12 protein-coding genes and 2 pseudogenes are annotated in these 13903 nt (G+C 39.1%); 10 read left to right on the forward strand and 4 right to left on the reverse strand.

Annotated elements, in window-relative coordinates; genetic code table 11:
* The first annotated feature begins 47 nt into the window (after positions 1-47).
* The 8 genes from PS1M3_RS10305 (at position 48) to nth (ending at position 8968) form a co-directional block, all read left to right on the forward strand.
* The gene (locus tag PS1M3_RS10305) at positions 48-1991 is read left to right on the forward strand and encodes an EAL domain-containing protein (protein WP_138741164.1); all 1944 of its coding nucleotides are present in this window, start codon (positions 48-50) and stop codon (positions 1989-1991) included.
* Positions 1992-2261: 270 nt separating this feature from the next.
* On the forward strand, positions 2262-2843 hold the full coding sequence (rsxA, locus tag PS1M3_RS10310) for an electron transport complex subunit RsxA (RefSeq protein WP_008134172.1): 582 nt from the start codon (positions 2262-2264) through the stop codon (positions 2841-2843).
* Position 2844: 1 nt separating this feature from the next.
* Positions 2845-3399, forward strand: a complete 555-nt coding sequence (gene rsxB, locus PS1M3_RS10315; protein WP_006794774.1) for an electron transport complex subunit RsxB — start codon at positions 2845-2847, stop codon at positions 3397-3399.
* Between the two features lie 8 nt (positions 3400-3407).
* Positions 3408-5876, forward strand: a complete 2469-nt coding sequence (gene rsxC, locus PS1M3_RS10320) for an electron transport complex subunit RsxC (RefSeq protein WP_203984042.1) — start codon at positions 3408-3410, stop codon at positions 5874-5876.
* Positions 5873-6931, forward strand: coding sequence for an electron transport complex subunit RsxD (gene rsxD, locus PS1M3_RS10325; RefSeq protein WP_203984053.1), 1059 nt, complete (start codon positions 5873-5875; stop codon positions 6929-6931). Before rsxC ends, rsxD begins: the two co-directional genes overlap by 4 nt.
* Positions 6928-7569: an electron transport complex subunit RsxG gene (gene rsxG, locus PS1M3_RS10330; protein ID WP_006794771.1), complete on the forward strand. Its 642-nt coding sequence runs from the start codon at positions 6928-6930 to the stop codon at positions 7567-7569. Before rsxD ends, rsxG begins: the two co-directional genes overlap by 4 nt.
* A complete protein-coding gene (locus PS1M3_RS10335; protein ID WP_008131414.1) occupies positions 7566-8264 on the forward strand; it encodes an electron transport complex subunit E in 699 nt (232 codons plus the stop codon). The genes rsxG and PS1M3_RS10335 overlap by 4 nt, the downstream gene beginning before the upstream one ends.
* A 41-nt stretch (positions 8265-8305) precedes the next feature.
* Positions 8306-8968 carry an endonuclease III gene (gene nth / locus PS1M3_RS10340; protein WP_203984055.1) on the forward strand — a complete coding sequence of 221 codons (663 nt, stop codon included), beginning with the start codon at positions 8306-8308 and terminating at the stop codon, positions 8966-8968.
* Positions 8969-9225: 257 nt separating this feature from the next.
* Here the strand turns inward: nth and PS1M3_RS10345 are convergent, their stop codons facing one another.
* Genes PS1M3_RS10345 through PS1M3_RS10355 form a run of 3 tightly spaced genes read right to left on the reverse strand, consistent with a single transcriptional unit; the run spans position 9226 to position 10625 of the window.
* The gene (locus tag PS1M3_RS10345; RefSeq protein WP_203984057.1) at positions 9226-9489 is read right to left on the reverse strand and encodes a hypothetical protein; all 264 of its coding nucleotides are present in this window, start codon (positions 9487-9489) and stop codon (positions 9226-9228) included.
* A gap of 26 nt (positions 9490-9515) precedes the next feature.
* Entirely contained in the window at positions 9516-10226 is a 711-nt protein-coding gene (locus tag PS1M3_RS10350; RefSeq protein WP_203984066.1) for an EAL domain-containing protein, read from the reverse strand.
* Positions 10227-10241: 15 nt separating this feature from the next.
* Positions 10242-10625, reverse strand: a complete 384-nt coding sequence (locus tag PS1M3_RS10355; RefSeq protein WP_203984068.1) for a helix-turn-helix domain-containing protein — start codon at positions 10623-10625, stop codon at positions 10242-10244.
* A gap of 594 nt (positions 10626-11219) precedes the next feature.
* Between PS1M3_RS10355 and PS1M3_RS20050 the strand changes: the two are divergent.
* Both PS1M3_RS20050 and PS1M3_RS20160 read left to right on the forward strand, forming a co-directional pair.
* Positions 11220-11989, forward strand: a pseudogene (locus PS1M3_RS20050) (ISAs1 family transposase).
* 26 nt (positions 11990-12015) lie between these two features.
* Positions 12016-12288 carry an ISAs1 family transposase gene (locus tag PS1M3_RS20160; protein WP_203987306.1) on the forward strand — a complete coding sequence of 91 codons (273 nt, stop codon included), beginning with the start codon at positions 12016-12018 and terminating at the stop codon, positions 12286-12288.
* Between the two features lie 244 nt (positions 12289-12532).
* Here PS1M3_RS20160 and PS1M3_RS10375 read toward each other — a convergent pair.
* Positions 12533-13691 (reverse strand): annotated as a pseudogene (locus PS1M3_RS10375) (IS3 family transposase).
* Positions 13692-13903: the final 212 nt, after the last annotated feature.

Raw genomic sequence — 13903 nt, forward strand, 5'->3', positions numbered from 1 at the left:
TCAAGGACTTGATTCCTTTCCTCTGTAATATCAAAAAGATTGAAAAAATGGCTGGATTTAAAAAACTTATTTTAATACAAATAATATCTTGGTTATTGTGTGTTGCAGCAGGAAGCTACTTCATTTCAGTGGGCTTTGATAACGCGGTGAGTGAAGCACAAAAAAGTGCTCAAGTAACCGTTAGTAAGTATATAAATGAGCTGTCTATAGACGATATTTCTGCAGAAAATTTAAAAAAATCAATTGCAAACGGCAATACCTTTTCAAACTTCACGCTTAGAGATTATCAAGGCGCGGAAGTTTTCAGTGTTAATTCGTCTGAAGAGTTGCCAGCATTCGCCGAGTTTATTCAGTCTCAATTTAACTCTATACGCCCCCAATTTGCTGTCAACGATGCAGCAGATGTAAAAGTAGAATTTACGCTCAACATTCAACAACTAGCTTCGCAGCTACAAACGGCCCTCTTCATAGTAATACTTATATCTGCGGTGTTGGTGATCATTCCTATCATCTTACTTAAGTCAATTTTTTACCAGCTGAACAAAAATATCAGCACTACAGTATCTGACATCATTGATATTTATATTAACCAAAACCAAGTTGATGACGATCTACAAACTGCACTCGATGGTTCTAGTCTCAAAAAGCTGGGGAAAGATTTAGTTCCAAGCTTTAACCGGTTATCGCACTTTTTAAAGTCTAAAAGTCAAGATATACAAAATGCAGCAATGAGCATTAAACAAGAAGCCTATAAAGACGTTATCACTTCTTTAGGTAACCGAAATATGTTTGTTGAGTATTATGAAAAGCATATCGAGAACTGCGAGCAAAGTACGTTTGGCTCGTTAGCTATGGTGCGCTGTAGTGAATTACAAGCAATTAATCAAAGCCGTGGCTACCAAAAAGGTGACGAGTACGTAAGGGGTGTTGCTGATATAATTAAACACTTGAGCGGCACTTATACTGGCAGCCAATTGTTTAGACTAAACAGCTCTGACTTTGCTGTTATTTTACCGCATACACCGCTTAAAGAAGCTGAGCGCTTTGGTGAAAACTTACAGTCCCGCTTTACTCAATATCAACAAAACCAAGAATTAAGCTCTGTGGCTAATACCGGCATTGTGGGTTACGAAAAAGGTAAACCATTAGGCGAGCTGCTTTCGGTGGTTGATAACGCGATGAGTATGGCTCAGTCTAAGCAAACTAATGCATGGCACGTACAACGCGAAACCGATTTAGTTAACAATGTAAGCGCAGGCTTTGGTAACCAAAACTGGCGTAAAGTAATAAACGAAGTTATTGAATCAAAGCGCGTGCATTTAGTAATGCAAAATATTATGCCTTTGGGTAAAAGCATTAAGGCATACGCCGAGATACAGGTTAGGTTTAAAACCGAAGATAACCAAATGCTCCCTACTGCATCGTTTTTAGCCATGGCTGAAAAACTCGATATGGCAATAGAAATTGACCGCCTTATTATTGACTCATCGCTTGAAAAAGTGAAAAGCCGTAACTTATCCGAGAAATTCTTTGGCTTAAATGTAACGGCCTCAAGTGCACATAACGATCAGTTTGTAATTTGGCTAGAGCGTCGCCTATTAAAAGATACCCATATCGCATCTAAACTCGTTTTCGAAGTAAGTGAATTTGGTTTACAACAAAATATTAAAGCCAGTAAACGCTTTATTGATATGGTTCACCGAGTAGGTGCACGTATTACCGTTGAGCGATTTGGCGTCGGTTTAACATCATTCAAGTTTTTCCGTGATTTAAAACCCGATTTCATAAAAATGGATGCCAGTTACACTCGCGGTTTAGAAGACGATAAAAATAATCAATACTTTATGCGTCTAATGGTAGACCTAGCACACAGAATTGGCGTGAGTGTATTTGCCGAAGGTGTAGAAAGCCAAGAAGAAAAGCACATAATAGAAACCTTGTGCTTAGATGGCGTTCAAGGCTACTACATCGAAAAGCCGAAAGATATTTAACCCCCTATTTTAAAAAAGAGCACTCGTTGCTCTTTTTTTGTTTGTGCCCTTCCCCTTTATTTAGCGCTACGGTGATCACTGCTCCCCTTAAATTAGTATGATTAAAGTCATCATGTTAAAGAAAAAAGTATGTCTAACTCATAGGTCAATTACATCATTATTACTGTTAGTTAATTTAATAATGTTTATTTAAATGATAATCACTGCACATGTTGTTAATCAGAGCAGAAAAAAGGATAATACACGGGACTTTAAAAGCGCGAGGCTCGCATGACTGAATATGTATTGTTATTGATTGGAACCGTTCTAGTTAATAACTTTGTGTTAGTACAATTTTTAGGCTTATGTCCGTTTATGGGTGTATCAGGAAAACTTGATACAGCAATCGGCATGTCATTAGCTACCACCTTTGTACTTACGCTTGCTTCAGTAACTAGTTACCTGGTTAATCAGTATATTTTAATCCCTTTGGATATAGAATTTTTACGCACCATGAGCTTTATTTTAGTTATTGCCGTTGTAGTGCAATTTACAGAAATGGTGGTACGTAAAACAAGCCCTACACTCTACCGTTTATTGGGTATATTTTTACCACTTATTACTACAAACTGTGCGGTACTGGGTGTTGCTTTACTTAATATAAAAGAAGACCATTCGTTTTTACAATCAGCAGTGTATGGTTTTGGTGCTGCGGTTGGCTTTTCATTAGTGCTCGTACTATTTGCAGCGCTGCGCGAACGCCTTGCTGCTGCTGATGTTCCAACACCTTTTAAAGGCGCCTCTATTGCTATGATAACCGCCGGCCTTATGTCTATGGCGTTTATGGGTTTTACCGGATTAGTGAAATTTTAATATGACCTTGTTTTATGCCTTAATTGCGCTTGGCTCACTCGCGCTGGTTTTTGGGTTAATTTTAGGCTTTGCTGCAATACGCTTTCGCGTAGAAAGTAACCCCATTGTTGAACAAATCGATACCATTTTACCGCAAACGCAATGTGGTCAATGTGGTTACCCAGGCTGTCGCCCCTATGCAGAAGCAATTGCCAATGGGGATGAAATTAATAAGTGCCCGCCTGGTGGTGAAGCCACCATGAAAAAGCTTGCTGGCCTGATGGGCGTTGATGAGAAACCCCTTGCCGGTGGAGAGCAAGCCGAGCCAATTAAAACCGTTGCATACATACGCGAAGACGAATGTATTGGCTGTACCAAATGTATTCAAGCCTGCCCTGTAGATGCCATTGTAGGTGCTACTCGCCAAATGCATACTGTTTTAATAGACGAATGCACAGGTTGTGATTTATGCGTTGAGCCCTGCCCTGTAGATTGTATTGATATGCTACCGGTTGCTGAAACAAAACAAAACTGGAAATGGCAGTTAGATGCTATTCCTGTAACACAAATAGATTAGAGGTTTGAGTGGAAAAGTTACTTGAACAAATACAAAAAGGTACTGTTTGGCAATTTCCTGGCGGCGTGCATCCTCCACAGCAAAAATCACTTTCTAACGGTGCAAATATTGCTCGCCTTCCACTACCTGACAAACTTGTAGTTGCGCTAAAACAACACATTGGCGCTAATGGTAAATTACTTGTAGAAAAAGGCCAACGCGTACTTAAAGGTCAAGCTTTAACAAAACCCGTTGCTAACTGGTCTGTACCAGTACATGCTCCTAGTTCGGGTGTTATTACAGAAATAGCGCCAAAGCCCTCGGCTCACCCGTCTGCACTGCCAGAGCTAAGTGTTGTTATTGAGCCTGATGGAAAAGACGAGTGGTGCACACTTAACCCAATAAGTGAGCCAAAAACACTAAGCCATACGCAGTTAGTTGATATAATTCATCAAGCGGGTATCAGTGGCATGGGTGGCGCTGGTTTTCCAACTTATATCAAGGCCGATACAAAGCAAAAAATAGACTTCTTTATTGTCAATGCTGTGGAATGTGAACCCTATATAACCGCTGACGACACACTAATGCGTGAGCACGCTGCTGAAATTATCCAAGGCATCGAATTAATGCAGCAACTTTTAGACCCAACAATTTGTATTGTGGGCATAGAAGACAATAAGCCAGAAGCTATTGCTGCAATGACTAAAGCGGCTGAACATAACAACAAAATTATTGTTCAAACCGTGCCAACAGTTTACCCCTCAGGTGGCGAAAAACAACTAATAAAATTGCTGACTAATCGTGAAGTACCCAGCATGGGAATTCCTGCTGATATTGGTGTACTCATGCACAATACAGGTACCCTTTATGCCGTACAACAAGCTGTTTATGAAGGGAAACCTCTTATAGAGCGAGTGGTTACAGTAACGGGTAACACTATACACAAACCAGGTAATGTATGGGCTTTATTAGGTACAGAAATCAAACACCTGCTCGACTGCCAAGGGTTTTCGCCAGTACCACAACAACGTGTTGTAATGGGTGGCCCAATGATGGGCTTTACATTGCCCACCGTACGGATTGGTGTAATTAAAACAACTAACTGTATTTTAGCCCCTGATCATAAAGAGCTTGCAGAGCCAGGACCTGAAAAAGCCTGTATACGCTGTAGTGCGTGTGCAGACGCGTGCCCGGCTTCGTTACTACCGCAACAATTACAGTGGTTTGCAAAATCTAAAGAGTACGACAAACTTCAAGAACATAACCTGTTTGATTGTATTGAATGTGGTGCCTGTGCGTATGTGTGCCCAAGCGAAATCCCACTTGTGCAATATTACCGAGTGGCTAAAGTTGAAATAAAAGAACAACAAGCTGAAAAAATAAAAGCAGATAGAGCAAAAGAACGCTTTGATGCGCGCAAGGAGCGTTTAGAGCGTGAACAAGAAGAGCGTAAAAATCGTCATAAGCGCAAGGCACCAGCTAAGTCTGATGATGAAAAGCAAAAAGTAGCGGATGCCCTTGCCCGTGTTAAAAACAAATCGAACGATGGGAATGAAAAGTCAGCCGTTGCTGCTGCAATAGCTCGCGCAAAAGCCAAAAAACTTGAAGGCCAAAATACAGAGATTGAGCCAGATAATAGTGAAGTCGCTAAAGAGCGTGCACTGCGCAAAGAGCAAGCTCGCAAATATAAAGAGCAAAAAGAGCTTTCTGAAGACGCTACAACCCCTGACGACAAAAAATCCGCAGTCGCTGCCGCAATTGCTCGCGCTAAAGCTAAAAAGGCAGCGCAAGCACAAGGTGCTCAAACTAATCCTGATGATGCCAATACTGCACCAGCTGATGATAAAAAATCAGCCGTAGCCGCTGCAATTGCTCGTGCTAAAGCTAAAAAGGCAGCACAAGGTGCTCAAGCTAATACAGATGATGCCGATACAGCAGCGCCTACTGATAATAAAAAAGCGGCTGTAGCCGCCGCGATTGCTCGTGCTAAAGCTAAAAAAGCAGCTAAAACTGCTGAGCAACCAGATGAGCCAAGTCTCATCGACAAATCAACCAGTAATGTTAAATCTGAAGAGTCACAAACAGACTCTCCAGCAGATGACAAAAAGGCGGCTGTAGCTGCCGCAATTGCCCGCGCTAAAGCAAAAAAAGCAGCAAAAGAGGCACAACACACTGAGCAATCGACTGAGCCAAGTATTGACGAGCCGCAAACCGATAATGTTAAACCTCAAGAGCCACAAACAGACTCTGTAGCAGATAACAAAAAAGCGGCTGTAGCGGCCGCAATTGCCCGCGCTAAAGCTAAAAAAGCGGCCAAAGAGGCGCAGCAAACACAAAGCGATGAAGATACTGACCAAGTGGCGATAACTGAGCCTGAAACGCCAAGTGAGGCTACACCAGAACAAACCGCCGCCGAAAAGAAAAAAGCCGCAGTGGCCGCCGCTATTGCTCGCGCCAAAGCTAAAAAGTTACAAAAAGAAGGAAATGATCAGTCATGAAATTAACCATGGCCAGTTCGCCGCATAATCATAGCCATAAATCGCTAACACGATTAATGCTAACCGTTATTGCTGCGTGTATTCCTGGGCTCATTGCTCAAGTTTTCTTTTTTGGTACAGGCGTACTTATTCAACTCGCCCTTGCTTTTGTGGCTGTCACAGCTTTTGAAGCAGCAGTAATGCTAATACGTAAGCGCCCTGTTTGGCCTGCATTAAGTGATGGCAGTGCATGGTTAACCGCGGTGTTACTTGCCTTGAGCATCCCACCATTTGCACCGTGGTGGATTGTTATTATTGGTTGTTTATTTTCCATAGTTATTGTAAAGCAGCTTTATGGTGGCTTAGGTTTTAACCTATTCAACCCCGCTATGGCAGCCTATGTTTTGCTACTGGTATCGTTCCCTGTGCAAATGACTGCGTGGTTACCTATTACAGATCTAGCTAGTAACCCTATTGGCTTTACAGAACAATTACGCCTTATTTTTACGGACTTTACCTCTACTGGTTATAGCTTAGATCAAGTACGTGCAGGTATTGATGGCACTACAATGGCAACGCCACTAGACACTATTAAAACAGATGTAGCTCATGGTTTAACAGTGAGCGAAAGCATGCAAAAGCCTATTTTTAACGAATGGGCAGGCCAAGGTTGGATGTGGGTTAACCTTGGTTTTTTAGCTGGCGGGTTGTATTTACTAAAAGAAAAAGTAATTAACTGGCATATTCCTGTTAGTTTTATTGGTAGCTTAGCATTATGCAGTGCTATTGGTTACATAGCGGCACCGGGCACAGCGCCGGGTACTGTATTCCACTTGCTAAGTGGCGCAACTATGATGGGCGCATTTTTTATTGCAACCGACCCAGTGTCGGCCTCAACCACAAATAAAGGTCGCTTAATTTACGGCGCACTAATTGGGTTATTTGTTTATTTAATTCGTACCTTTGGTGGTTTTCCTGATGCGGTTGCCTTTGCAGTACTGTTGCTAAATATTGCAGTACCACTTATTGACTACTACACACAGCCACGAACTTATGGCCATGGAGCAGTAAAATGATTGTTTCATCTATGGCAAAAAACGGCGCTATTTTAACTGCGTTCGCCCTTGTAACTACTGGGCTAGTGGCAACTATTGATGCACTAACGGCTGATAAAATTGCAGAGCAAGAGCAACTATACTTAACATCACAATTGCACGAAGTACTTGACCCTAACACCTACGACAATGACTTGTCGAAAGACTGTATCGTTATTAAAGATGAACGACTAGGACCATATAATTCGCAAGTTATCTACCGTGCACGAAAAAATAACCAACCAGTCGCCCTTGTTGTTAGGCACGTAACACCAAACGGTTACAGTGGCGATATAAAGCTTTTAACCGCCATATTACGCGATGGAACTGTAGCGGGTGTGCGAACCACTAAACACGAAGAAACACCAGGGTTAGGCGACAAAATAGAAATTAAAAAGTCATCATGGATCACCACATTTAAAGGCTTAACGGTGCACAGTGAAGACGATAACCGCTGGGCTGTGAAAAAGGATGGCGGCCAATTTGATCAGTTCACTGGGGCAACAATTACGCCTCGTGCAGTTGTAAATTCGGTTAAAAACGCCGTATTATTTGCGCAAAATGAGTTTGATACTATTTTTACAGCCCCAAATAGCCAGTGTGAAGAGGTAACCCAATGAGTGAATTAAAAACACTTTACAAAGAGGGGATGTGGGTAAACAACCCTGCTCTTGTTCAACTTTTAGGGCTTTGTCCGTTGCTTGCTGTGACATCGACTGTTACAAACGCACTGGGCTTGGGCCTTGCAACACTTTTGGTATTAATCGGATCAAATGTAAGCGTATCTATTGTACGAAACTGGGTACCAAAAGATATACGTATTCCCGTTTTTGTAATGATCATTGCTGGGTTTGTAACCATCGTTCAATTACTGATGAACGCCTACACATTTGGACTTTATCAATCGCTGGGCATATTTATTCCACTAATTGTAACTAACTGCGCAATTATAGGCCGCGCCGAAGCGTACGCCTCAAAAAATCCAATTCATTTATCTGCCTTTGACGGATTAATGATGGGACTTGGATTTATGCTTGTACTCGTTGTACTGGGTGCAATGCGAGAACTCATTGGCCAAGGTACGTTATTCGACAGTGCCGATTTATTACTGGGTCCGTGGGCACAAAGTTTACGCATTGAAGTGTTTAGCTTTGACAATCAGTTTTTGCTTGCTATTTTACCACCTGGCGCATTTTTAGGGCTTGGGTTGCTCATAGCCGCTAAAAATGTGATTGATGCACAAATAAAATCAAAACAAATTGCACCGCCAGAAGCCGAAAAAGGCCCTCGTGCACGTGTTACCAGTTTAACTTAAGGGGAAACGTACTGCTTTTTATGTAAGTACGTTTAAGTTATATGAATAAAGAAAAACGCTACCAAATACTTACACGCTTGCGCGATAACAACCCAAACCCAGAAACGGAGCTTGAATATTCAAGCCCGTTCGAGTTACTTGTTGCTGTTACACTGTCAGCGCAAGCCACTGATGTTGGTGTTAATAAAGCAACCAGAAAACTATTCCCTGTTGCAAATACACCACAGGCTATTTTAGATATAGGCCACGATAAACTCCGTGATTATATAAAAACCATAGGCTTATTTAATTCTAAAGCTGCCAACGTTTATAAAATGTGCCAAATATTGGTAGATAAACATGACAGCATCGTACCTGAAAACCGCGAAGCCCTAGAAGCCCTACCCGGCGTAGGTCGAAAAACAGCAAATGTGGTACTCAACACCGCCTTCGGCTGGCTAAAAGATAATGAAGGTAGATACTTCTTAGCAGTTGACACCCACATCCAACGCCTTGCTAATCGTACTGGTTATGCTAAAGGTAAGACAGTGGATCAAACAGAACAAGACATCATAAAAAAAACGCCGAATAAGACAGAGTTCATGTTTAACTTGCATCACTGGTTTATCCTTCATGGTAGATACGTCTGTACTGCACGCAAACCTAAGTGTGGTTCATGTATCATCGAAGATTTATGCGAATTTAAAGAAAAAACAAAAAAGTAAGCTTAGTGTGGGATTGAATATTAATCAGGTATCATATATGTTTTTTAAATTACAGAGCTAGCACCCGTAAATTATGATTGTTTAAAACCGTATAGAAAATTAAGATGGTTGAATATACCAACTTTGTAACAAGAGTATAAAAATTTTAAAAATAACAATAAAGACCAAAACTATAACACTAAAAACTTTTTTAACTTTACTATGCTTCAATTAATTTTAAGTTACTGCAATATATTTGCTACAAGTTTTTGTATTGCTCAATGCAAAATCGTATTTAAGAAAGACTTCTCCTCATCAGTAAGGATCTCACTACAATTAGTATGTTCCTTTTTTTTACCTAACTCATTTACTAATACTTTCAATAAATTCAAACATACAGTTAAATAGCATAAATCGATATCATTTTCTTTATTAAATAAATTTTTCAGTTGCTCCAAATTAATACGAGTATCTTGTTCATTTATCTCATATATGAGATGCTGAATCTCTGCAATAATTTTTTTTCTGATATTTTTATTCATAATAAACCTGATAGAGTCAATAAATTCTAATCATTAAGCACAAACTCATCTTTATGCATGAATATGAATCCTTGCATAAAGACATTATTAATTTGAGACAAGAAGTCAAAGTGTTTAGTAGAACAAACCCCCTCAACAACTACTTTATGCCTCTTCCCTAAATAAATTAATAAACTTTGCAAAAACTTCTTATCACTACTAAATAACTCCCAAAACAACTCTTTTGATACTTTAATAGCGCTGAAAGATATTTTTTTAGAAATCACAATCTCGAAATTTGATTGACCAGTACCAAAATCATCAAGCCATAAAAAAATATTGGAAAAATTGTTAATTGAATTTAATGTGTTAAAGTCAGTCTCTGTCAGGTGGTCAATGTTTCTTTCATTTAGCTCAAGTGCTATCTTTTGCTGTGGGTTGCATTCAAAAATTTTAAAAAATTGACTAAGATTCTTAACTACCGAATCAGGTGTATTTAAGCTGATTGTGTACTTAAGATTTCTTATGTCAGCTAATATAATGTTTAATAGCAACCTAAAAATTTCAACATGTTCGCAATTGCTTATACTAGAAAAAAAGATTTCAGCATTAATTTTTCCCTTTTGTGAAGTTACAGAGCAAACTATTTCAGCACTGTCATAACTGCTATAAGAAGCTGATATTTTTTCGAGACGAGGTTGAAGGTCTACACTCCCCCAAATATCTGAATGAAAACTAAAACTTTCTAGGTAATGCATAATATTATCCAAATATTAAGAAACTGTTTGATGGTCAGTAAGCATATAGCCCACACCTCTAATATTTACTAACTCAAAACTAGAAAAGCGCAAGGCTGTTCTAATTTCTGATATGGTTACTGTAAGGTTGTTCTTAACGACGCTACAATCTGGCCAACCGTATTCAATTAAATATGAGAAACTAAGAGGCTTGTTAATATTATTTATTAATGCGCAAAGCAACCTAAACCCCCGATTTGATAAAACAGCCTTAATACCATCGATAAATATATTCTGGCTATTTGGGATTAATTGGATTTTTTTTTCATAGTTAATCTCATTATTTAACGGGCACCTTTTACAAAAATTGATGCAGCTTTGTGTACTTGAAATTTTGATTAAATCTATAGAAGCGTGCATGATAACTTATAACCTATTTATAAAAATTTACTGACTCTCAAATGGCAAACTTGGAAATTAGCTGATTGCTCTTAAAATTTGAAGGTAAACTATGGTATTCATAAATGGTTTCATTATATATCCTTCCATTTAGTGTTATTAATAAAGACTTCATTTCTTTATCTAACTTAGAGGTAATAGGAAAGTAAAATCCAATTGATAAATTGCTGCATATATCCCTTAAAAGATTTAAGTAAATTGGAAAGAATATCCGATCATCATTTTCTAAAAGTTTTAAGCATTGTTCAGATAAATCAAATGCCAAATCCAGAAAGAACTTTTTTTCAATACTACAACTTGTGTTAAGTATACAATTCATTGCTTTTTCCCTCAGCTTTAAACTTTGTTGAATATAAGGTTCAAATCTTGGTTACATTTTGGCATAAATATTCACGACAATAAGAATTATAAAATTTATAATTAATCTTAAAGTCAGATTCAATAATTAAGGAATACACCATTAATCCAGATAACGTGGCTATGGAGGCAGGGCAAGATCACGAACTTTACCTTGACTTAAAAGTATGATCTTATACTCCTTTTTAAGGAGCCCCCATGCCTGATATTCAACTATTTAAATATTTTGAATCAATTGCCGACCCTCGCCAGCAGGGTAAAGTTGTCCATAAACTTGTTGATATCATATTCTTAGCTGTCAGCGCTGTCATATCTGGGTGCCAAGGCTGGGAAGATATTGAAGATTTTGGCCATGATAGATTAGATTGGCTCAGGAAGTACGTTCCTCTTGAGCAAGGTATCCCTCGCCATGACACAATCGCTCGTGTGATGAGTCGCATTGATATGACGCAGTTTCAAGATTCTTTTTCTTCTTGGATGAAAGACTGTTCTAAATTAACTCAGGGCGATGTAGTTGCGATTGATGGTAAGCGATTGAAAGGTTCATTTAATCAGTCAGATAGGCGCGATGCCCTGTTGATAAAAAGTCGAATGAAATAACAGCGTTACCAGAGCTTCTTGAATTACTGGAGATAAAAGGCTGCTTAGTCACGATTGACGCGATGGGGTGTCAAAAATCAATTGCAGAGACAATAGTGGATAAACAAGCCGATTACCTACTGGCAGTAAAAGCGAACCATAAAGGACTGCTGTCACAAGTAGAGAATGCTTTATTACCTGAGGTCACACGACAAGCGTCCGAAGGAGTTTTGTTTAATGAAGCCGATTATCATAAAAACAGAGAAGAATTCAGGTGTTGTGCTGTTAGTCATAACGTAAGTGATTTATCAGAAACGAGCAATTGGAAAGATGCCAAAACAGTGGGAGTTATTGTTTCTTATAGGAAAGGAAAGAAAAAAACAAAGTAAGCAATGAGTTATGATATAGATACTACATCAGTTCAGCATATCTATCGGCGGAAGAACTCGCAAGATCCGCACGGCAACATTGGCAAATAGAGAATGGATTACATTGGCGTTTAGATGTCGGATTTAAAGAAGATGATTGCCGAATTAGGCGTGAAGGTGCAGCACCTGTATTTGCGGGGCTGAGACACATCGCATTTAATCAGCTAAAAGCAGAAACAAGCTTTAATAAAGGCATGCCCGCAAAACAGAAAAAAGCTATGCTCAGTACAGATTACCTTGAAAAGGTATTGAAATCATAGACTTTTTTCATGCTCTTGCCCTAGCTATGGAGGCCAAAAGTAATACATAAAATGTATGAGCGGGAGCGTTGAATAAATAGCTAAAAGAACACATTTTTTAATCAATTGAAAACTAGTAAGTTTTTATCTAAGTAATTTTATTTTACTAATCAGCTTAAATATTAGAAGTAATAAAATTTGCTGGACTATGAACTTGAGATTTATCGTACCAAATTTTACTTTTTTAAAGTGGAAGGTGTAGTGGTCAACTAATTTTGGCCACAGCTTTAGAATCCTTGTATCTAATCTCAGATTCATTCGGCGCTAAACCAGCATTATAGTCATGTGGTCTAACATTATTGTAATATCCGTTGATATAATCACTCACACTATATTTAGCGTCTTTAAAGTTTTCATATCCAACTTTTGGCATCCATTCCGTCTTAAAGCTTCTAAAAGATCTTTCCATTGGCGCATTATCCCAACAATTTCTGCGCCTACTCATACCTTGTTTGATTTTATAGCGCCATAAACGTTGGCGATATTTCAAACTTGTATATTGACTATCCTGGTCTGAATAGAAAATGAGACCTGACGGTTTTCTTCCGCTTTTATACGCGAGTTCAAGCGCTTTTAACGTTCAATTAGTATCTGGTGACAACGACATCGTCCAACCACTTTGCGTGCAAAAAAATCAATAACGACGGCTAAATAAGCCCAGCGATTGCCTGTCCAAATATACGTCACATCACCGCACCAAACGGTATCAGACTCAACAACATAAAACTGTCTATCAAGCAGGTTGGGATTTCAAGATGCTCAATACCAACTCAATTATATTGATGCTGTGATACTTGGCAGCCCTCTAGTTTTAGTTTAACCATTAGCTTGGCGGCGCAATTCAAAATCGTTATTCGTTACAATTGCCGCGATCGTTCACGCCCCAGCTGAATCACCGCTCATTGCATGTATGGCTTGACATCAGCTTCTAGCCTTATTTGCTCTGGTGTCGGCGTTGTATCCTGTATGGCCCAATATTTATAGCTGCTGCGATGCGCATTGAATACGCTACACAACACGCTAATTGGGTAACGCTCTCGTTGATTTAACCTCTCAATTAACGAAAATTGTTCAGGGGGGCGGACATCAAGAGAGCGGTAGCCTTTTTATATATCCTCCTCTAATTCGCTGTGTTGGATTTGCTTTTAAGCATATGAATCTCAAGTTGTTCGGGTGTCATTGGTAATGCTGTGGGGGTCTGGCCATCCAGTTCTTGCTTTAATTGAGTTACCCACGTACTTACAGTTGATTTCCCCCCCCATAACCTTAGCTGCATCTTCTTGCGTGTTGCCTTGATCAACTATAAGCTGAGCTGTTTCTAATTTGATTGCCGCAGAATACGTTGCACGTTTTAATTTCGTCATTTTTTCCATTCAAATTTGTATGCAAATAGCATAACATTCCTTTCTTAATGGGTGGACAAATTAACTTTGCCACTACAAGGTTAGTTACGAGTTTTTTATTAACTATTCTTATAGTAGCTACCTAAATTTTCATCCTTAAATTTATTTACTCGAAAGGCTATTAAATAAAAAACACCGGCCAAAGAATTGACCTTAAATTAAATACCTGTCAA

Origin of the sequence: Pseudoalteromonas sp. PS1M3 (assembly GCF_016865405.1) — a bacterium.
Lineage (GTDB): Bacteria > Pseudomonadota > Gammaproteobacteria > Enterobacterales > Alteromonadaceae > Pseudoalteromonas > Pseudoalteromonas marina.